Raw genomic sequence first — 20223 nt, 5'->3', positions numbered from 1 at the left:
GAGACGAGCGATGAAACCACTGGGTCCACGGGATCCCGATCGGCTCGGCCGCAACCGCCTGCTGGCCGTGGTCGGCCGGGGCGGCATGGGGCAGGTGCTGCTGGGCCAAGGCCCCGACGGCCGGTTGATCGCCGTGAAGCAGATCCACCATCAGTTCACCGGGAACCCCGAGTTCCGGGCCAGGTTCCGGCGCGAGGTGCTCGCCTCCCAGCAGGTCACCGGGGCCTACACGGCAGGCGTCGTCGACCACGACGCCGACTCCGAAACACCCTGGCTGGCCTCGGAATACATCGCGGGCCCCTCGTTGCAGGAGATGGTGGGCGAGTACGGCCGGCTGACCGTGAGCGGGCTCAAGCTACTGGCCACCGGGCTGGCGATGGCGCTGCTCGAGATCCACCGGACCGGCCTCGTGCACCGTGACCTCAAGCCGAGCAATGTCCTGCTGACCAACGACGGCCCACGGGTCATCGACTTCGGCATCGCCAAAGCGCTCGAGGACGATGTCGCCCTCACCGCCACCGGTGCGGTGCTCGGCTCGCCCGCGTACATGTCGCCCGAGCAGGCCGAATGCCAACCGCTCACCCCGGCTTCCGACGTGTTCGCGGTCGGCGCGGTGCTGGCGATGGCGGCCACCGGGGTCAGCCCGTTCGAGGCCGCGTCGACGCCGCAGGTGCTCTACAACGTGCTCTACACCGCGCCGGACACCACGGCCATCCCGCCGCCGATCCGCGCGCTGGTCGAGGCGTGCCTGGCGAAGGACCCGGCGGCGCGCCCGACCCCGGAGCAGTTGCTCGACGCGGCGAGCCGGATCGAGGCCGAGCCGGTGTGGCCGGTCCGGATCCGCAGGCGGATCGCGGAATGCCAGGCCGAGGCGGCACGCTGGGCCGACGGCACCGCGACCGTCGCCGCCGAGCCGGTCGAGCAGCCGAAGCGGCCGATGTCGCGCTTCGTCGTCGCGGCCGCGGTGGTGTCGGCCCTGGTGCTCGGCGTCATCACGATCGTCGGCATCGGCGTGGAGGGCAACGCGGTGGCGATGGACGATCCAGCGCTCGCGCTGACCGTCGACGAGAGCCGCAGGCTCGATCTCTGCGAGCTGCTGAAGCCGGCGGTGCTCGGTGAACTCGGCACGGCGACCGGCGAACTCGTGCCGAATGGCGTGCACTCGTGCAGCCTCAGCTACCGCGAACAGTCCGGTCGCAAGATGCAACTCACCCTCGAGAACGGCTCGCCGGTCGAGCAGATCAAGGGCAGGACCCCGATGGGCAGCACCATCAACTGGATGCCGGTGCTCGGCCGGAACAAGGAAGCCCGCAATTGCGACCGCTCGGTCGTGGCGCAGAGCGGGCTGCCGATGGCGCTGACCTTGAGCTCGTCGACCTTCGAGGGCAGCGACACCTGTCCGGCGGTCGAACGTGGACTCGTCGCGGTAGTACGCCGCCTCGCGGTCAACCCGCCGCTGCGCGACCTCCCCGCGAACTCGGTGCTGCGGCTCGATCCCTGCGTGCTGCTGGATTCCGCGGACATCGCTTCGGTGACCGGTGACCCGGCCCGCGGCCGCACGGTGCACGGCTGCGTGGCGGACGGGCGGGAAGGGTACGTCGCGCTCGACCTCGACGATCGCCTGCGGCCCGACCACGTGGTCGGCGGCAAGGTCCGGCCGACCAGGACGATCGCGGGGCGCACGGTGAACGTCCAGACGGAGAACGTCAACTACTGCGAGCTGGCCTATCTGACCAGGCCGAGCCGGGACGACCAGGCGGAGCAAGTGCGCATCATGTACTCGGCGTACAAGCCGGGACCGTTGAGCCCGTGCGATGCCGCGGCCACCCTGTTCGCGCCCGTTCTCACGAAGTTGCCGACCTCATGACGATTCATCCCCGCGGCCCCGGCGAACCGGACACCATCGGCCGCTACCGCGTCATCGGTGCCCTCGACTCGACCGCGGGTTTCCGCTCGCTGCTCGCGGCGGGCCCCGACGATTCCCTCGTCGTCGTGCGGCAGGCCGAGGCCGAACTGGTCGACGAGCCCGAATTCCGGATCAGGCTGCGGCACAGCGCGGTCGCCGCGATGCGGGTCTCGGGCGCGAGCAACACGACGGTGATCGATGTCGACGCCGATGCCGACAAGCCCTGGCTCGCCTCGGTATTCGTGCCGGGTGTGCGGCTCGACCGCGCGGTCGCCGAGCACGGCCCGCTGCCGGTGCCCGCCGTCCGCGCGCTCGCCGCGGCCCTGGCCTCGGCATTGCGGACCGTGCACGCCGCCGGCCTGGTCCATCAGCGGCTCAGGGCCGACTCGGTGTTGCTGGCACGCGAGGGCGGACGGCTCAACGAGATCGGCATCACGCCGGTCGCCGGACCGCCGACGACCGGCAGCGTGACCGCCCTCGGCACCCCGGACTTCCTCGCGCCCGAACAGGCGCTCGGGCTGGCGATCACCCCGGCCGCCGACATGTTCGCGCTCGGCTCGGTGCTCGCCTTCGCGGCCTCCGGCAGCGCGCCGTTCACCGCGCCGTCGGTGCCGTACATCCTGTTCAACATCGCGCAGCGCGAGCCCGATCTGAGCCGGGTACCCGAACCGCTGTACGAGCTGATCGCCGCGTGCCTGCGCAAGGACCCGGCGGCCCGGCCGACGCCGGGTCAGATGCTGGAGTACCTCGGCGGTCCGCCCGCCGCAGCCCCGCCCTGGCCCGCGCCGGTACTCGACGACATCGGTCGTCAGCATGACCAGGTGTCCGCCCTGCTCGCCGGGTTGCCGCCGGTCGTCGCGCCGGTGGCGCCCCCGCCGCGGCCGCTGCCCGAAGTGCTCGCCGGTGTCGGGCAGACCGCGCTCGACACGAGCAGGCGGGCGATGCGATCCGGCCTGCGCCGCTGGAACGCGGCAACCCCGAAAATCCGGAGCGCGCTGGCAGGCGGGCTGGCGGCGCTGCTGCTCGTGGTCGGTGGCCTCGCCTACTGGGCCACCAGACCGGCGAGCGAACCGGCGCCGGTGACCGGCCTGACCCTCGCCCAGCTGCGCCAGACCGACGCGTGCGCCTGGCTCGGCAAGGCCATCGGCGACGCCGTCCCGGTCGCGCCGACACCGCTCGCCGCCGACACCTGGAAGCTGGACACGTCCACGACCTGGGGCTGCTACGCCACCTCCAACCGGACCTCGCTGAGCCTGGAGCTGGGCACCGAGGACATGTACCTGACGCCGAACCAGACCATCGTCGACGGTGTGCCGATCATCGACGGCAGTGCGGCCGGCTGCACCAGGGCCATCGCCAGTCCGGGCGCGGAGGGTCCGTCGGGCATCGTCATCACCCTCCATCAACCGAGTGGCGTCAAGGGGTGCGAGGGCATCGACTACGTCGCGGCCAACATCGCTCGGTCGCTGTCGTCCGCGCCGCGCGCCGCGCACCAGGAGTCGTCCTTGGCGCTGGTCGAGCCGTGCACCCTGCTCGATCGTGAGCTGGTCGCCGCCAGGATCGGCGCGCTGGCGCCCGCGCCGACGGTCGCGGACGCGCACACCTGTCAGCTGAACGGCAGCGTGCAGCTCAGCCTGAAACTCGTCAGCAGCAGCAGGTACACCTCGGGCAACGAGCAGGTGACGGTATCCGTCGACGGGTACCGGCTCTACGTCGACCAGGCCACCAGCACGAAGGCCATGTGCACCAGGGCCTACCTCGCCCCCCGGTCCGAGAAGGAGACGGTCGAGGTCACGGTGCACGGTGCCGAGGGCATGCGCGAGGACTACTGCGCGATCGCCGCCGAGGTCCTGCGCTCCGTCGCGGAGAAGCTGCCGAACCGCTGAGATCCCCGTCCGCCGTCGGCCCCGGGGGCATACTCGACCCCGGAACCCACCACGAAAGGGACAGCGATGGACCAGCTCGGGGTAGCGGTAGTCGGGTACGGCTTGGCCGGTTCGGTGTTCCACGCGCCGTTGATCGCGGCCGATCCACGGTTGCGGGTGGCGACGGTGGTCACCTCGTCCGAGGAGCGGGCGGAGCGGGCGCGGGCCGAGCATCCGGGTGTGCGGGTGGTGCGCAACGCCGACGAACTGTTCGCCGATCCGGCGGGCATCGACCTGGCGGTGATCGCCACGCCGAATCGCAGTCACGCGCCGCTGGCGCTGCTGGCGCTGGCCGCCGGGCTCCCGGTGGTGGTCGACAAACCGTTCGCGGTGACCTCCGCCGACGCCGACGCGGTGGTGACGGCCGCCGAGGCGGCCGGGCTGGCGCTGAGCGTGTTCCAGAATCGCCGCTGGGACAACGACTTCCTGACCGTCCGCGCGCTGCTGGCGGAGGGTGAACTCGGTGAGGTGCGCCGGTTCGAATCGCGATTCGAACGCTGGCGCCCGGTCACCAAGGGTGGCTGGCGTGAGGTGGGTGACGCCGCCGAGGGCGCTGGCATCCTGTTCGACCTGGGCAGTCACCTGGTCGACCAGGCGCTGACCCTGTTCGGCCCGGTCACCGAGCTCTACGCCGAACTCGACCGCCGCCGTCCCGGCGTCAACGCCGACGACGACGCCTTCCTCGCCCTCACCCACGCCTCCGGAACGCGCTCGCAGCTGTGGATGAGCGCCGTCACCCCGCAACTGGGCCCCCGCCTGCGCGTCCTCGGCTCGACGAACGGCTACACGGTGCACGGCCTCGACCCGCAGGAAGACGACCTGCGCGCGGGCCGCCGCCCCGGCGACGGAAAGCCATGGGGCACAGTCCCACCCGAGCGGTGGGGCACCTTCGGCGCGGGCGACGACCTTCGTGCCGTTCCCACCGTGCCCGGCGACTACCCGGCCTTCTACGCAGGCATGGCCGCCGCCCTCCTCGACGACGACCCGGTCCCGATCGACCCACGCGACGCCGTGCAGACCCTGCGCATCCTGGAGTACGCCGTGCAGGTGGCGGGCCGGGACGAGCCCTGACCTGGAGTGATCCGGGCCAGGTCAGGGAACGGTGATCAGCGGTCCGCGGGCGTGAGCGCTTCCACCTGCACCGCGACCACTCCGGTCAGGATGCCGCGGGCGACCGCGAGCAGCTCGGCGACCCCCGGTGAGGTGAGTGCGTAGGTGACCGACTGCCCGTCCCGGCGCGAGGTCACCAATCCGGCCCGGCGCAGCACCGACAGCTGCTGGGACAGGGTCGCCGCCTCGCCGCCGACTTCGGGCAGGATCTCCGCGACGGCGTGCGGCCGCATGCTCAGCAACTCCAGCACGCGGATCCGCACCGGGTGCCCGAGGGTTTTGAAGAAGTCGGCCTTCATCTGATAGAGCGGCCGCTGTGTCCCCGGCACGGACGGCTAGATCTCGAGCTCTGCGTCGATGTCGGCGAGGCGACGGCGAGCGAGCGCGAGATTGCCGCGGGTGCGGTCCATGGCCAGGTAGAGGAACAGGCCCTTGGCCCGGCGCGCCTTGGACGGCCGGATCAGGTGGTACTGCCCGCTGAGCGTGATGAGCACGTCCTCGATGCCCTCATCGATGCCGAGCTGCTCCATGGTGCGGACCTTGGCGCGCAGCACCTCGGTGTTGCCCGCGGCGGCGACCTGTAGGTCCAGGGTCTTGGATCCGCCGATCGCGCCGAGGGTCATGCCGCTGGTGTAGTCGACGATGCAGGCGCCGAGCGCGCCATCGAGCAGCATCATTTCCTTGAGTGCGATGTCCATGTCCGCCAAGGGATTTCCTTCCGAATCGGAGCGGTTGATCGTCGATGGTGACGCTAGGCGCTCGGCGCCGTTCCGTCGGCCGAATCGACTCGGAATTGTCCGAAGATTGGCAGTTTGCAAGTTATGCAAACAGTGGACAGGCGGGTGGACAGACGAAACGGGCGGGACGAAAGTCGTCCCGCCCGTTCGGCGTTCGGGTCAGAGCTTGCGCGAACGCAGTTCGTGGCCCTTGGAGGTCTTGCAGCGGCCCGATTCCAGGTCCCACTGCCAGCCGTGCAGGTTGCAGGTGAGGTTGTTGCCTTCCACCACACCGAATTTGGAGAGATCGGCCTTGAGGTGGGGGCAGCGGCGCTGTACTTCCCAGCCGTCGAGTTCGGTGACGGCGGAGTCGTCGTGGGCCTCGGAGAACCAGCCGTCGGCGTAGGCGATGCGCTCGTCGGTGAGGCACTTGAAGAAGGTGTAGAGGAACTCGTTGTAGCCGCCGATGCGCCACGCCTGGAAGCGGGTGGACAGGAAGATCGTGTTGACCCAGTCCGGCTCGTTGTCGCGCAGCACGGTGCGGACCAGCTCGGGGGCGATCCGGAAGCCGTAGCGGTAGCGGCCCTCGCCCTCGATCGGCTCGCGGACGGTGCGATGCGGGAAGTCCAGCACCACGGTCTCGTCACCGATGACCAGGCCGACCGGGTACCCGATGCCGTCGCTGATCAGCGCGGACTGCTTCATGATCGGCTCGAACAGCTCGCGCAGCGGCTCGAGCAGCGAGCCCTCGCCGGTCTCCCAGGACGCCTTCTCGGCCGCGAGCACCGGGGCGAACCGCTCGGCCATCTCGGCGATGTAGGCGGCCTTGTCGCCGTAGATCCGGTCCGGATCGAAGGGGTGCGCGAGGTCGAGTTCCTTGCCGCGCACATCGGCGACCGAGCCAGGGATCATCAGGACGCCGCCGGCGTTGCCGTGGATCTCCATCTGCTCGAGGAACACGATCTGGTCGGGGAAGATGTTGCCCTCGTCGCCGCGATCGTCGTTGAGGTAGCGCAGTTCGTCGTCGAGGAACACCGGCGGACCGGCCGAGGGCACCACCCAGGTGGCGCCGACCTGCTCGATGTAGGAGCGGGCGCGGTCCATGCCGCGCTGGCGCTTCTGCTTGCCGAAGTTGGCCTTGGTGCGGGCCGGGATGTCGTACACGGCCGGGTACCAGATGGCGCCCGAGTACTGCAGCAGGTGGATGTCGATGTCACCGAACGCGTCGTGGATGACGTCCATGTCCACCGGGCGCGCGTCGTTCATGTTGAAACAGGTGGTCTCACCGTCGGAGATGAGAATGCCGGAGTCGCCGATCGGGCCGTCGGCGGGCGCGCGCAGCGCCACGATCATGATGTCGAGCGAACCCTTGGGCCCGGTGACGGTGTGCTTGACCGAGTCCTCGGTCTCGAAGAACTTGGTGAAGCCCAGCGCCTCGAGCTCACGGCGCAGATCCGGCACCGGGTAGTCCGGCAGCAGGATGGTCGCGTCCTTGTTGACGTACTTGCGCAGGTGCGCGGCGTCGAAGTGGTCGCGATGCAGGTGGGAGACATACAGGTAGTCGACATCGCCGAGCGACTCCCACTCGAGCTGGGAGTTGTCCGGGAACGGGAACCACGAGGCGAAATACGCGGGATTGACCCAGGGGTCGCACAGGATCGTCCCGGCTGTGGTTCGGATGTGGAAGCCTGCGTGTCCGACGCTGGTGATCTGCACGAGCTTGTTTCCTCCTACCAGTACCAGCCAACCAGGGTAGTGGCTAAATCGTTACGTCACCGATGCAGTAGCCCTCGGCGGTCGGTACGACGGTGAAAGTCCGCATCCGCGTGCCCCCCGGCGAGGTGGTCACCGGGACGTGAACTGCCAGGTAGTCGCCGCGAACCTGGTCGGATCGTAGCTCCTCACCGGTGTAGGAGGTGACATTGCCTACTTTGCCCGAGTCGCTGGTCAGCGGGGGTGCTGTGGGGTTGCCGGTGCCCTGCGGGTCCCAGGTGGTGAGGGTCGCCTTGCAGGTCAGCGGATGGGTGGCTTCGACGTCGGCCGGGTCGAGCGGTTTGCCGGTGGCGCGCGCGAGGTACCGGCGGACGGTGTGCCGGGCATCGGCCTCGTCGTAACCGGGCTCGACGCCCGCCGCGAACACCCGGCCGCAGGCGTACCCGGAGGCGATGGCCTCGCGGTCCACGGTGACGGTGGTGGTGCGGTTGCGCCAGGTGACGGTGTCGGCGGTCGCCGTGCCGGGCTGGCTGAGCGCGGCGAGGATCGACTGCGGGTCGGCGTACATGTCGGTGACCGTGCGCGGCGGGATGGTCCAGCACTCGGCCTGCAGTTCGGCGGGAGTGCTCGTCTGCAGGTCGGCGGCCCAGCGGCGGACCGCGATCACGGCGTCGGCGTTGCCGGGCACCGCGCCGACCTGCGGCGCGTCGGCGGGCAGCGGGGGCAGGGCGGTGGCCTTGCCCGGCGCTGGTTCGCCGGGGGCGATCGCCTGGGTGGCGGTGGACGTGGTCGACGGCGGCGCGGTCGTCGTCGCGGTGGTGGTGTCGGCGGGCGCCGGATCGTCGCCGGGGATGCCGGAGACCGAATCACACCCGGCGATCAGCGCCGCGGTGACGGTGAGACCCGCGGCCAGCGCGACGGCGCGGTGCGGGCGGGGACGGGGCAGAGCAAGCAGGGGCGGCTGCGCGCGTTCCACTACGACGTTCCTCATTCCTGGGCCGTGGCACGATCTGCGACTACGCTAGCTGAATTGTGGAACCCGTCTACCGGTCGATCATCGGCCTGGCCCGAACCGTCTTCTTCCTCGAAGGTCTGAAGTTCACCGTGAAGGGCGCGGAGAACATCCCCGCGTCCGGTGGCGCCGTGGTGGCGATCAACCACACCGGCTACATGGACTTCACCTACGCGGGACTGCCCGCCCGCACGCCTGGTCGCTACATCAGGTTCATGGCCAAGCAGGAGGTGTTCGACAACAACATCTCCGGCCCGATCATGCGTGCCCTCAAACACATCCCGGTGGACCGCACCGCGGGCGCCGACTCCTACAAATCGGCGGTGAAGTACCTGCGCGACGGCGAGCTGGTCGGCGTCTACCCCGAGGCCACCATCAGCCGCAGCTTCGAGATCAAGGAATTCAAGTCCGGCGCCGCCCGGATGGCGCTCGAGGCCGACGTCCCGATCATCCCGATCGTCATCTGGGGTGCCCAGCGCGTCTGGACCAAGGGCTTCCCGAAGCGGCTCGGCCGCACCAACACCCCCATCTCGATCGCCGTCGGCGCCCCGATCAAGCCGTACGAGCCCGCCGCCGAGCTGACCGCCCAGCTCCGCACCACCATGCAGGGCCTGCTGGCCGACCTCCAGGAGTCCTACGAACACGAGCCGGGCGCCTACTGGGTCCCGCGTCGCCTCGGCGGCAGCGCTCCGACCCTCGAAGAGGCCACGGCGCTCGACGACGCCGAGGCCGCCGAGCGCTTCGCCCGCAAGGCCGAGCGGCAGGAGAAGCCGGAAGCCTGATCCCGGCCGACTCGCTACCGGGGCCGCGCGCTCAGCGCGGTAGCCGGCAGCGGGTCGGCGCGGGCAGCCTGCCGTGCAGGTAGGCCGCCGGTGGGACGCCCATGATGGTGCGGAAATCGGCGGTGAGATGGGACTGGTCGTAGTAGCCGGTGTCGGCCGCGAGATGGGACCACGGCGTGTCGCCCGCGTAGGCGAGGACCCGCCGGACGCGGTCGATGCGGGCGAAATGCTTGGGGGAGACGCCGATTCCTGTCGCGAACAGGGCGCGCAACTGGCGTTCGCTGACCGCGAGCCGGGCGGCGAGATCGGGGACGGAAGGGGCGACGTCGGCGGTGAGCGCCGAGATCGCCTCGCGCAACACGAGGCGATGCGCGCGCTCGGTCGCGGTCTCGGAGACCTGATGCGGCAGTAGGTCTTCCAGGTAGCGCACGGCCTCGTCGGCGGGGAGCCGCGTCAGTTCGCTCGCGGCGGTACCCAGCGGGCCGGGCAGGTCGTCGAGGCGCACCACGCGGTCGGTGAGTTCGCCCGCGGCGACGCCGAGCAGGGGGCGCGAGACGCCGGGGGCCAGGCGCAATCGCACGCAGCCCGCCGGCTCCTCGGCGCGCGAGTACGCCGCCTTGGTCTGCGCGCCGACGACGAAAGCCCGTCGCCTGCCGGAGGGTTCGGTGCGCAGCACAACCGTCGTCGACGCCACCGGCGGATGGGCGAACGGCCTGGTGTGGTCGTCGTAGACGGGCGTGCTGGTCAGCTCGGTGAGCCAGGGCCGCAGCGATTCCGGTGTCACCACCGTGGACTCGAGTTGCGCCGAGGTCAGATACTGCGTGCTCACCCGGTCAACAGTAGGGCCCGCGGCCCGGTTCGGCTGTGCCGATTTCTCCTATAGCCGCAGGCAGGGGAATTGTCATGCTCGTCGCATGATCCTGATCACCGGTGCGACAGGCACCATCGGCAGCAATCTTCTCCGGCACCTCGTGGCCGACGGTGTACCGGTGCGGGCGACCGCCCGCGACCTGGCGGCCGCGGACTTCCCGGCCGGCGTCGACGCGGTCCGGGTGGACTACCGCGAACCGGACACCTTCGCCGCCGCGATGACGGGCATCGAGGCCGCGTTCCTCAACGGTGTGCCCGGCCCCGACGACACCGGCGTCGACGCCGCGCTGGTCGCCGCCGCGCGCGCCGCCGGTGTGCGCCGGGTGGTGAAACTGTCGGCCATCGGGACCGGCGATCCCCGCCTCGCCGGTCCCGGTTCCTGGCATGTGCCGGGAGAGGACGCCGTCCGCGCCTCGGGTCTCGAATGGACGATCCTGCGCCCCAACACCTTCGCGTCCAACACCTTCAGCTGGATCGAACCGCTGCGCAACGGCCACCCGGTACCGAACCTCACCGGCGACGGCCGACAGGCCGTGGTCGACCCCCGCGACGTCGCCGAGGTCGCGGCGGCCGCGCTGCGCGATCCTGCGCACCACGGCCGCACATACACCCTCACCGGCCCTACCCTGCAGACCACCCGCGACCAGGCCGCCGAGCTCGCCGAGATCCTCGGCCGCCCGATCGCCGTCACCGATATCGCCGCGGCCGACGCCCGCGCCTTCATGACCGCCGCCGGACTGCCACCAGCCTTCGTCGAAGGGTCGCTGATCGGCCAGAACTTCATCCGTGACGGCCACAACGCCGTGGTCACCACCGATGTCGCCGAGATCCTCGGCCGCGCCTCCCGTGGCTACGCCGAGTGGGCCGCCGATCATCGGAGCGCCTTCGCGCATCCGTGACCGGCCGTCGCCGGATCAGTTCATGGTCAGCACCCAGGATCCGTTGCAGCCCTTGCGGTTGTTGAGGTTGCCGTCGTAGACCCAGTGGAACACGATCGGCGGGTTGGTCCGCACGCTCCAGCGCCCGGACGGTGAGGTCACCACCCGGTTGTTGCGGGTGAGCACGCCGATGTCGTCGTGGGCGAAGGTCCATTTGCCCTGGCTGGTCGGATAATTCAGCCGCACGGTCACCCGGCCGCCGGTGTGGTTCTGCACCACCAGGCACGAGCCCGGATTGTTCCGGTCGATCGCGTACTCGCCGAACTCACCCTCTTCGACGTTCTCGCCGCTGTCGGTGAACTCCACCGCGTCGGTGAAGTCCGCGTGCGCCGGACCGGCGCCCATGACGGCCACGGTGGTCGCGGCGACGCCCGCCGCGATCAGCCCCAGAGTCTTCATCCCGTTCCTCCCTCGTGCCCGATGGCGTCCACCGGGCTGGGAAAGAGCCTTCCCGGCAGGGGATTCCGGATTCTTGGTGCGCGCTTAACGGTGGATCGGGTGCGGGCGAGCGGGACCTGTGGCAGTATACGAAACTATCAGTTTCGATATAGAGAGTTTCGTAACTCTGCTGGAGGCAGTCATGATCACCTGGGCCGGACGTGTGCTCGCGTTCCTCGGTGCGGCGCACGTCGTCGCCGCGACCCTGCTCGGGCACCGGCACTACGGCGAGTGGTTCACCTTCGGGCTGTGGCTGCCCGACGCCGACATCACCGAGCTGCCGCCCGCCATCGGCGCGTTCTGGATGGGTCCCGGCAGCTTCGGGGTCCCGCTGCTGCTCCTCGGCTGCCTGATCGTCTGGCTCGACCGGCGCGCGATCGCCCCGCCGGCGTTCCTGGCCTGGTCGCTGCTGGTCTGGACCGTCTGCTGCGCGCTGATCTTCGAGCCCGCGCCCTGGGTGCTGGCGGCGGCCGCCTCGGTCCTGCTGCTGATCGGTATCCGGCGCGCACCCCGCTGACCTCACCGCCGCCGCCGGTCGGCGGTGCGCAGGGATTTCGTTTTTCGCCGCCGACGCGCTAAAGTTCCTTCTCGCACGACGAAGCCCCCGGCGATCCCGGAACGGGCCTCGCACGGCGTGCGGATGTAGCGCAGCTGGTAGCGCATCACCTTGCCAAGGTGAGGGTCGCGAGTTCGAATCTCGTCATCCGCTCCACGAATAGCCCGGTCGACAGTATGTCGAGCCGGGCTTTTCACGTTCTCAGCGCCGACTGATCCACTCGAGTGCCATCGGCGGCAGGTAGTCGCCGATCAGTCTGCGCCGCCACCAGATCCGGTCCCGGCGCAATTCGGCGCGCGAGCTGAAGTGGTATTCGTAGAGCCGGGCACGCAGGTAGCGCGGCGGCGCGTCGGGGAAGGGGCAGTGCCGCAGCAGGCGCAGGGTGTCGGGGTCGTTGCGGAGCAGGCGCCGCGCCAGGGGGACCGCCCAGCCCCTGGCGTACGCCGGTGACAGCGCGGCGAACCACATCAGCCAGTCCAGGCGCAGGTGATACGGCGCCCACTGCCGGGGCACGCTGCGCGGGTCGCCCGGTTTGCCCTTGAACTCGTACTCGCGCCACTCCGTCTCCGGGGTGAGCTCGGCCGCGTCGGTGCCCTCGAGCACGATCTCGTGCCGCACCTTGGTGATGCTGCCGAAGGCGCCATAGGTGTTGACCAGGTGCAACGGCTCGAACGACGCGTTCATGGCCTGCCGCGACGAGAGCAGATTGACGGCAGGCCGATAGCTGAGCACGAGGACCAGCCCGAGGTAGGCGACCACCGCGCCGGCGAACCACACCGGCGGCGGCCGCGTCTCGGGCGCGTCGGGCAGCATCGGGTAGAACCGCCCGTCGACCACCGTGGTCGCCAGCAGCAGCGTCACCCAGTTCAGCCAGGCGAAATTGCCCGACAGCACCAGCCACAGCTGGGTGACGATGACGATGCCCGCCGCCACGCTCGCCACCGGCTGCGGCGCGAACAACCCGAACGGCACCACCAGCTGCGCGAAGTGATTGGCCGCGACCTCCACCCGGTGCAGCGGCCGGGGCAGATGGTGGAAGAACCAGCTCAGCGGGCCGGGCATCGGCTGGGTCTCGTGGTGGTAGTACAGGCAGGTCAGATCCCGCCAGCACCGGTCGCCGCGCATCTTGATCAGCCCGGCGCCGAACTCCACCCGGAACAGCAGCCAGCGCGCGGCGAACAGCACGAGCAGCGGCGGCGCGACGGTGTCGTTGCCGAGGAAGATCGCCAGGAAACCGGCCTCGAGCAGCAGCGATTCCCAGCCGAAGGCGTACCAGGCCTGCCCGACATTGACGACCGACAGATACAGCACCCACAGCACGAACCACAGCGCCATCGACCCCCACAGCGGCACCAGATCGGCGGCCCCGACGGCGACGGCGACCGCGACGGCCACGCCCGACCAGGCCACCACGGCGTAGCCGCGATCCGAATAGCGCAGTTGGAACAGGCTCGGCGCCCGGCGGAACGGGGTGCGCGCCAGGAAGCGCGGGATGGGCAGCATTCCCCGCTCGCCGAGCAGCGCGCGGAATTGCAGCGCGGCGCCGAGGAACGCGAGCGCGTAGATCACTGCCAGGCCACGCTGGAAGATCAGCCTGCCCTGCCAGTACTCCGGCGCCGTGAACCAGTCCATGCATCCGCTCCCGGACGGTCATGCTCCCTGGTTCGATTGTCTACCCGATGATCGTCCGGCGAAACGTCGTCCGTCATTCGGGCAGGTCGAGGCCGGGTCCGCCGGCCACCACGGCACGCAGGCCGGGTTCGGGCCAGCGGGCGGCGATGCCGGGCCGCGTCGACAGATAGCCGACGATCCGGTCGGTGTCCCAGCCGTGGGATTCGCGCAGACCGGCGGCGATCATGCCGACGTAGCGGGCCGATGGGCGTTGCAGGTCAACGGTTTCCGGTCGCCACGGCGCGGTGCAGGTGAGAATCGGCGCGCCGTCGGCGGTCCCGACGTGCAGGACGGTCTCGTATCGGCCGGGACCGAGCTCGACCGAGCCCGCCGCCAGAACCGGCGCGAGATCGAAGTCGGCGCTCGGTGTCCGGTACATCTCCTGGGCGAGCAGATCACCGAACTGGCCGACGGTGAGCAGGTACCCCCTGGCCGCGACGCCGGTCGGCCAGCCGGTGGCCGGGCGATCGGTGTAGAAGGCGACACCGCCGGTCCACACCTGGCTCCGCCAGGCGAAATACAGGCTCCCCGGCAGGGTCAGCGGCGTGATCGCGGCCGGCGGGGTGCGGTCGCGAAAACCCGGATAGGTGTGCGCGGTGCCCGGCGGGGTGCCGCCGTCGCGGTAGTAGGCGAACCGCGCGGCGTGCATGTTGGAGCCGTACGCGGCGTACCAGACGTGCTGAGCTGTGGTCACGGGCTCACCTCGGGTGGGTCACGGTTCCCTGAGCGTAGGAAACGAATCCGCTCCTGTCGTCGATTCTTCCTTCGATGGGTCGGGAGGACATCGAGGGGAGAGTTCCAATGAGATCAGCAATCGTGGTGGCTGCGCTGGTGGCGCTGGCCGGGGGACTGGCCGCCTGTGCCGGCGACCAGGGTTCGACCGCGCAGACCACTCCGCCGAGCGCGACCACCGTCATCCAGCCGAGCGCGCCCGAAATCCTCCCCGATATCTGGGTGCCGAACCCCCCGTCAGGGCAGATTTTGGTGCCCAATGGCTCGGGAAGCACCGGCCCGGTGCCCACCGGTATGCCGTCCCGCGACGACGCCACCGTCGACGCCCGCGACTACCAGCAGCGCGACAGCTTCTACTTCCAATCGCCCACCGGCAACATCATGTGCGGCATCCTCGCCGACGCCCCATTCGGCGTCGGCTGTCAGCTCGCCCACGCGAATGTCCTTCCGCCCGAACTCCCCGACTGCGTCGACGCCCCCAACCGCAAGGTCGCCGTGCACACCTACGCGGGCAAATCGGAATTCCTGTGCACCAGCCAGGGCATCTTCGTCGGCGAGCCGGTCGACGGCACCAACAAGGGCGGCGGCGCGACCCTGCACTACGGCGACACGCTCGTCGTGCGCGGCGTAGCCTGCACCTCCAGCCAGCAGGGCATCCGCTGCGACGCCGCGGGCGGCGGTTTCACCATCTCCGCGGACTACCAAATCGCCTACTGACCCCTGACGAACGAGCAGGGGCGTCACCCGGAGATCCGGATGACGCCCCTTCGGCTGTCGGCGACTACTGCGCCGTCGACTTGAACCGCCGCAGCCGCAGGCTGTTGCTCACCACGAACACCGAGCTGAACGCCATCGCGGCGCCGGCCAGCATCGGGTTGAGCAGGCCCGCCATGGCCAGCGGGATGGCCGCCACGTTGTAGGCGAAGGCCCAGAACAGGTTGCCCTTGATGGTGGCCAGGGTGCGGCGGGACAGGCGGATCGCGTCGGCGGCGGCGCGCAGGTCGCCGCGGACCAGGGTCAGGTCGCTGGCCTCGATGGCGACATCGGTGCCGGTGCCCATCGACAGGCCCAGATCGGCCTGGGCCAGGGCGGCCGCGTCGTTGACGCCGTCACCCACCATGGCGACGACCTTGCCCTCGGCCTGCAACCGCTTGACGGTGTCGACCTTGTCCTGCGGCAGCACCTCGGCGATCACCTCGTCGATGCCGACCTCGTCGCCGATGGTGCGGGCCGCGCGGGCATTGTCGCCGGTCAGCAGGATCGGGGTCAGGCCGAGTGCGCGGAACTGCGCGATGGCCTGCGCCGAGGTGGGTTTCACGGCGTCGGCGACCACGAGCACGCCGCGCGCCTTGCCATCCCAGCCGATGGCCACCGCGGTCCTGCCCGCCGACTCCGCTTCCGCCATGGCGGTTTCCAGCGCCGCGGGCAGCGGCTGCGACCAGTCGGCCAGCAGCCGGGCCCGGCCGACGATCACCGCGGAACCGTTCACCACGCCCTGCACGCCGAGGCCCTCGACATTGGCGAAGCCCTCCACCGGCAGCAGTTCACCGAACTCGTCCTGCGCGGCCTTGGCGATCGCCTGGGCGATCGGGTGCTCCGACGAGTGTTCCAGCGCGCCGGCCAGTTCCAGTACCCGGCCGCGTTCCTCGCCCTCGGCGGGGAGCACGTCGAGCAGGGTCATCTTGCCGGTGGTGACGGTGCCGGTCTTGTCCAGCACGATGGTGTCGACCTTGCGGGTCGATTCCAGCACCTCGGGGCCCTTGATCAGGATGCCGAGCTGGGCGCCGCGCCCGGTGCCGACCATCAGCGCGGTCGGCGTGGCCAGGCCGAGGGCGCACGGGCAGGCGATGATCAGCACCGCGACGCCGGCGGTGAAGGCCGCCGCGATCGCGCCACCGGTGCCGAGCCAGAAGCCGAGGGTGCCGACGGCCAGCGCGATGACGATCGGGACGAAGATGCCGGAGATCTTGTCGGCCAGGCGCTGGGCCTGGGCCTTCCCGGTCTGGGCGTCCTCGACGAGCTGGGCCATCTGCGCCAGCTGGGTGTCGGCGCCGATCCTGGTGGCGCGCACCAGGAGCCGTCCGCCGACATTGACGGTCGCGCCGGTCACCGCGTCGCCCGCGCCGACCTCGACCGGCACCGATTCGCCGGTCAGCATGGCGGCGTCGACCGCCGAGCTGCCCTCGGTCACCACACCGTCGGTGGCGATCTTCTCGCCGGGTCGCACGATGAACTCGTCACCGACGGCCAGCTGCTCCACCGGAATCCGCGTCTCGACGCCGTCGCGCAGCACGGCGACGTCCTTGGCGCCCAGCTCCAGCAGCGCCCGCAGCGCCGCACCGGCCCGCCGCTTGGACCTGGCCTCGAAGTAGCGCCCGGCCAGGATGAACGTGGTGACGCCCGCCGCGGCCTCCAGGTAGATGCTGCCGGTGCCGTCCATCCGCGCGATGGTGAACTCGAACGGGTGCTTCATGCCCGGCGTGCCCGCGGTGCCCCAGAACAGGGCGTACAGCGACCAGCCGAAGGCGGCGAGCGTGCCCATCGACACCAGCGTGTCCATGGTGGCGGTGCCGTGCTTCAGGTTGGTCCAGGCCGCCTTGTGGAAGGGCAGCGCGCCCCACACGACGACCGGGGCGGCCAGCGTCAGCGAGAGCCACTGCCAGTTGGTGAACTGCAACGCGGGGATCATCGCCATCGCGATGACCGGGACGGTGAGCACCAGCGAGACCAGCAGGCGGGTGCGCAGCGAGGCGGTCGGGTCGGGCTCGGCGGCCGCGTCCTCGGTGGGCTCGGCCTGCTTCGGCGCCGGCAGTGCCGCGGTGTAGCCGGCCTGCTCGACGGTGGCGATCAGCTCCTCGGGGGAGACGTCGCCGGTGAAGTCGACCCTGGCCTTCTCGGTCGCGTAGTTGACCGTCGCGGTGACCCCGTCGAGCTTGTTGAGCTTCTTCTCGATCCGGTTCGCGCAGGAAGCGCAGGTCATGCCACCGATCACCAGTTCTACCTGGCCGGTGCCCGGTGGTTGCGTCACGGTGGTCATGGGGTGCTCCGTTTCGTTCCTGGTATCGATTCTTGCTGAGGGATTGCTGGTGGGCTACGTCAGTGCCCGTGGCCGGGTTCGGCCGGTGCGTTCGTCGGGGCCGGGCTGCTCGCGCCGGTCGCGTCCGGCTGGGCGACCCGCACCGTGAACTCCGCGGTCCGGACGACGCCCTGGTGCTGGAAGTCGAGGAACAGGCGGTAGTCGCCCGCGCTCGGCGCGTTCACCACGAAGTCGATGCCGGGACCGGCGGGGGTGACCCCGTCACCGGGCGCGCCCTCGGGGTGGACGTGCAGGTAGGCGAGGTCGGCCGCGCGCAGGGCGACCAGGTGGCCGTAGGCCCCGAGGTAGGGCTGCAGGTCGGTGACCGGTGTGCCGTTGCGGCTCACCGAGAGCGTCACGTTCGAGGCGGCGCCCGGGGTGACCGTGCCGTTCAGCGCGACGGTGTACTCGCCGACCTGCGCGGTGGCCGCGGGGGCAGGGAGCGCCTGCACGTCGTAGTTGCCCGCGACGCGCAGGTCGGCGCCGAGGGTCAGGTTCGACCCGCCCGCCGGGGTGAAGTCGGCGAACACCCGGTAGTCACCGCCCCGGCTCAGGTTCAGCGGCACCGACCAGGTGCCCGCCGGATCGAGCACGGGATGCACGTGCTGGAAGCCCGCCATGTCCCGCCGCACCACGATCAGGTGCAGATCCTTGTCGTGGCTGGTCACGTACTTCGTGACCGGTGCGCCGGTGGCGTCGAGGATGCGGAAGCTCACCGGCGCCTGCGCCGCGGTCGTGGTGTTCGGCTTGTCGATGGCCAGCGTGTAGCCCTGATCGGAGGCGAGCAGGCCGCCGGGCAGGTCGGCGGACGGTGCCGCCGCGGTCTCGTGCTCGCCGTGCCCGGCCGGTTCGGAAGGTTCCGGACCGACCAGGGCACCGGCGGCCAGAGCGATCCCGAAGACCGCCGCGAGGCCGAGGGTGAATCCGGCGAACTTGCCTGTTGCGTTCATCGGGATGCTCCGTTTCGGGTTCAGTCGGCGAGCTGGAAGCCGGCCGCGGTGACGGCGTCGGCGAGGGCGGTGCGGTCGGGTGCGGTGCCGTCGATCGCCACCGAGCCGGTGGCCAGGTCGACCTCGACGCCGGTGACGCCGGGCAGCGCGCCGACCTTGTCGCGCACCTTGTTGGTGCAGCAACCGCAGGTCATGCCGGTGACGGTGACAGTGGTGGTGCTCATGGTGGTCTCCTCGTTCTCGATCTCAATCATTACCATACCCCCCTAGGGTATTTTGTCAAACGGTCGCGTCGGCGGTGGCCGGGGCCGGAGCCCGCATGACCGCGGCGGTGATGCCCGCACCGGCCAGGGCCAGCAGCCCCGCGCCGAGGAAGGCCGCCGAGTAGCCGTCGGTCAGTGCCGTGGCGTCGCCCAGCTCGCCGGCGCCGAACGCGGCGGCGACCGCCGTCATCGCGGCCAGGCCGAGCGCGGAACCCACCTGGTAGCTGACGTTGACGATGCCCGAGGCCAGGCCGCCCTCCTCCGGTCGCGCCGCCGAGATGGCGGTGCCGAGCGAGGGGATGAAGGCCAGCGACATACCGCCCGCGGCCACCAGCGAGGCGGGCAGCACGTCGACCCAGAAGTTGCCGGTCGGCCGCACCAGCGACATGATCCCGAGGCCGAGACCCAGCACGATAAGGCCGGTGACGATCATCGGCTTGGCGCCGAAGCGCTGCATGGCCTTCGGGGCCAGCACCACCATGCCGAGCATGATCAGCGTGGTCATCGGCAGCAGCGCGGCGCCCGAGGGGAACGCGCTGTAGCCGAGCACCTGCTGCAGGTACAGGTTCAGGAAGAACCACATCGGCACCCAGGCGGCGGCCAGCGCGAACTGGGCGAAGTTGGCGGCGGCCAGGTTCGGCGCGCGGAAGATGCTCAGCCGCATCAGCGGTTCGCTCCGCCGCGACTGGAGGATGACGAAGCCGGCCAGCAGCGCGGCGGCCAGCGCCAGCACACCCCAGGTCTGCCCCGAGGCCCAGCCGGCCTCCGGCGCCTGCACGATCGCGTACACCGCGGCCGCCAAACCGGCCGTCACGGTGATGGATCCGATGATGTCGATGGAGCCCTTGCGCGCCGGGGCGGCGGGCATCAGCAGCGGAACGGCGATCAGGGCCAGCACCGCGATCGGGATGTTGATGTAGAAAACCCAAGGCCAGCTGATGTATTCGGTGATCACGCCACCCAGGAACACGCCCGCGGTGCCACCGGCGGGCGCGGCCGCGCCGTAGACGGCCAGCGCCTTGGTGAGTTCCTGTGGTGAGCCGCCGAACAGCATCATCAACAGGGTCAGCGCCGAGGGCGCGATCAGTGCAGCGCCCGCGCCCTGGATCGCCCGGCCCGCGAGCTCGAGGCCGACAGTGCCCGCGGCACCGGCGAGCACGGACCCCACGGCCAGGACCAGCCAGCCCGCCCGGAAGACCCGGCGCGCGCCGAGCAGGTCGGAGAGCCGGCCGCCGAGCAGCAGCAGCCCGCCGAAGGCGATCACGTAGGCGTTGAACACCCAGGTCAGATTGCCGGGGGTGAAGCCGAGTTCGGCCTGCATCTTCGGCAGCGCGATCCCGATGATCGAGGTGTCCATGATGACCATGAACTGCGCTGCGGCGATCACCGCCAGCGCCCACCACTTCCTGGTGGATTGCGATTGCGTAGTCACGACTTTCGTCCTTTCGAGCGGAGAGCGTCTCGTGGTCGGTACCATACCCCCCTAGGGTATTAACCTGTCAAGACTCCGGCGGAAAGGATTCCGGCAGGTGAAAGCCCGGCCCACACGGTGGTGGACCGGGCAT

The 20223-nt window shown here is 70.4% G+C and carries 19 protein-coding genes and 1 tRNA gene; 8 read left to right on the top strand and 12 right to left on the bottom strand.

Annotation, left to right across the window (positions count from 1 at the left end; genetic code table 11):
• Positions 1 to 10: 10 nt before the first annotated feature.
• From ACFVW6_RS09395 to ACFVW6_RS09385, 3 genes are all read left to right on the top strand, one after another.
• Positions 11 to 1867 (top strand): serine/threonine-protein kinase, encoded by a 1857-nt coding sequence (locus ACFVW6_RS09395; RefSeq protein ID WP_378824678.1) that lies wholly within the window; start codon positions 11 to 13, stop codon positions 1865 to 1867.
• Complete coding sequence (locus ACFVW6_RS09390; protein WP_387791233.1) at positions 1864 to 3792, top strand: protein kinase; 1929 nt, start codon at positions 1864 to 1866, stop codon at positions 3790 to 3792. Before ACFVW6_RS09395 ends, ACFVW6_RS09390 begins: the two co-directional genes overlap by 4 nt.
• A 66-nt stretch (positions 3793 to 3858) precedes the next feature.
• A complete protein-coding gene (locus ACFVW6_RS09385; RefSeq protein WP_378824682.1) occupies positions 3859 to 4902 on the top strand; it encodes a Gfo/Idh/MocA family oxidoreductase in 1044 nt (347 codons plus the stop codon).
• 35 nt (positions 4903 to 4937) lie between these two features.
• On the opposite strand, the gene ACFVW6_RS09380 is transcribed toward ACFVW6_RS09385, so the two are convergent.
• The 4 genes from ACFVW6_RS09380 to ACFVW6_RS09365 all read right to left on the bottom strand — a co-directional run bounded on the left by ACFVW6_RS09380 (position 4938) and on the right by ACFVW6_RS09365 (position 8361).
• Positions 4938 to 5240: an ArsR/SmtB family transcription factor gene (locus ACFVW6_RS09380; RefSeq protein ID WP_378825672.1), complete on the bottom strand. Its 303-nt coding sequence runs from the start codon at positions 5238 to 5240 to the stop codon at positions 4938 to 4940.
• A 36-nt stretch (positions 5241 to 5276) separates the two neighbouring features.
• Positions 5277 to 5648 carry a hypothetical protein gene (locus ACFVW6_RS09375; RefSeq protein WP_022566549.1) on the bottom strand — a complete coding sequence of 124 codons (372 nt, stop codon included), beginning with the start codon at positions 5646 to 5648 and terminating at the stop codon, positions 5277 to 5279.
• Positions 5649 to 5837: 189 nt separating this feature from the next.
• A complete protein-coding gene (locus tag ACFVW6_RS09370) occupies positions 5838 to 7373 on the bottom strand; it encodes a Rieske 2Fe-2S domain-containing protein (protein ID WP_378824684.1) in 1536 nt (511 codons plus the stop codon).
• Positions 7374 to 7416: 43 nt separating this feature from the next.
• Positions 7417 to 8361 (bottom strand): hypothetical protein, encoded by a 945-nt coding sequence (locus tag ACFVW6_RS09365; protein WP_378824686.1) that lies wholly within the window; start codon positions 8359 to 8361, stop codon positions 7417 to 7419.
• A gap of 41 nt (positions 8362 to 8402) precedes the next feature.
• Here ACFVW6_RS09365 and ACFVW6_RS09360 point away from each other — a divergent pair, with 41 nt between their 5' ends.
• Positions 8403 to 9164 (top strand): lysophospholipid acyltransferase family protein, encoded by a 762-nt coding sequence (locus ACFVW6_RS09360; RefSeq protein WP_378824688.1) that lies wholly within the window; start codon positions 8403 to 8405, stop codon positions 9162 to 9164.
• A 31-nt stretch (positions 9165 to 9195) separates the two neighbouring features.
• Here ACFVW6_RS09360 and ACFVW6_RS09355 read toward each other — a convergent pair whose 3' ends face one another.
• A complete protein-coding gene (locus ACFVW6_RS09355; protein ID WP_378824690.1) occupies positions 9196 to 9993 on the bottom strand; it encodes a helix-turn-helix domain-containing protein in 798 nt (265 codons plus the stop codon).
• An 85-nt stretch (positions 9994 to 10078) separates the two neighbouring features.
• Here ACFVW6_RS09355 and ACFVW6_RS09350 point away from each other — a divergent pair, with 85 nt between their 5' ends.
• Positions 10079 to 10933 (top strand): NAD(P)H-binding protein, encoded by an 855-nt coding sequence (locus tag ACFVW6_RS09350; protein ID WP_378824692.1) that lies wholly within the window; start codon positions 10079 to 10081, stop codon positions 10931 to 10933.
• A gap of 15 nt (positions 10934 to 10948) precedes the next feature.
• Here ACFVW6_RS09350 and ACFVW6_RS09345 read toward each other — a convergent pair whose 3' ends face one another.
• Positions 10949 to 11371, bottom strand: coding sequence for a hypothetical protein (locus tag ACFVW6_RS09345; RefSeq protein WP_378824694.1), 423 nt, complete (start codon positions 11369 to 11371; stop codon positions 10949 to 10951).
• Positions 11372 to 11552: 181 nt separating this feature from the next.
• On the opposite strand from ACFVW6_RS09345, the gene ACFVW6_RS09340 reads away from it, so the two are divergent.
• Positions 11553 to 11927, top strand: a complete 375-nt coding sequence (locus tag ACFVW6_RS09340; RefSeq protein ID WP_355283545.1) for a DUF6463 family protein — start codon at positions 11553 to 11555, stop codon at positions 11925 to 11927.
• Between the two features lie 119 nt (positions 11928 to 12046).
• Positions 12047 to 12122: transfer RNA gene (locus ACFVW6_RS09335), tRNA-Gly, on the top strand.
• 45 nt (positions 12123 to 12167) lie between these two features.
• Here the strand turns inward: ACFVW6_RS09335 and ACFVW6_RS09330 are convergent.
• A complete protein-coding gene (locus tag ACFVW6_RS09330) occupies positions 12168 to 13598 on the bottom strand; it encodes a lipase maturation factor family protein (RefSeq protein ID WP_378824696.1) in 1431 nt (476 codons plus the stop codon).
• Positions 13599 to 13671: 73 nt separating this feature from the next.
• Positions 13672 to 14331, bottom strand: a complete 660-nt coding sequence (locus ACFVW6_RS09325) for a histone deacetylase (RefSeq protein ID WP_378824698.1) — start codon at positions 14329 to 14331, stop codon at positions 13672 to 13674.
• A gap of 107 nt (positions 14332 to 14438) precedes the next feature.
• Here ACFVW6_RS09325 and ACFVW6_RS09320 point away from each other — a divergent pair, with 107 nt between their 5' ends.
• Positions 14439 to 15086, top strand: a complete 648-nt coding sequence (locus ACFVW6_RS09320) for a hypothetical protein (protein WP_378824700.1) — start codon at positions 14439 to 14441, stop codon at positions 15084 to 15086.
• 64 nt (positions 15087 to 15150) lie between these two features.
• Here the strand turns inward: ACFVW6_RS09320 and ACFVW6_RS09315 are convergent, their stop codons facing one another.
• Genes ACFVW6_RS09315 through ACFVW6_RS09300 form a run of 4 tightly spaced genes read right to left on the bottom strand, consistent with a single transcriptional unit; the run spans position 15151 to position 20090 of the window.
• On the bottom strand, positions 15151 to 17406 hold the full coding sequence (locus tag ACFVW6_RS09315) for a heavy metal translocating P-type ATPase (RefSeq protein WP_378824702.1): 2256 nt from the start codon (positions 17404 to 17406) through the stop codon (positions 15151 to 15153).
• 59 nt (positions 17407 to 17465) lie between these two features.
• Positions 17466 to 18395 (bottom strand): hypothetical protein, encoded by a 930-nt coding sequence (locus ACFVW6_RS09310; protein WP_357341746.1) that lies wholly within the window; start codon positions 18393 to 18395, stop codon positions 17466 to 17468.
• Between the two features lie 20 nt (positions 18396 to 18415).
• Complete coding sequence (locus ACFVW6_RS09305) at positions 18416 to 18619, bottom strand: heavy metal-associated domain-containing protein (RefSeq protein ID WP_355283667.1); 204 nt, start codon at positions 18617 to 18619, stop codon at positions 18416 to 18418.
• A 55-nt stretch (positions 18620 to 18674) separates the two neighbouring features.
• A complete protein-coding gene (locus ACFVW6_RS09300) occupies positions 18675 to 20090 on the bottom strand; it encodes an MFS transporter (protein ID WP_378824705.1) in 1416 nt (471 codons plus the stop codon).
• Between the last annotated feature and the right edge of the window lie 133 nt (positions 20091 to 20223).

Source organism: Nocardia sp. NPDC058244 (genome assembly GCF_042882065.1).
In the GTDB taxonomy this organism is placed as follows: Bacteria; Actinomycetota; Actinomycetes; order Mycobacteriales; family Mycobacteriaceae; genus Nocardia.
The sequence above is the reverse complement of the archived record's forward strand: the minus strand, read 5'-3'. Positions and strand labels throughout refer to the sequence as shown.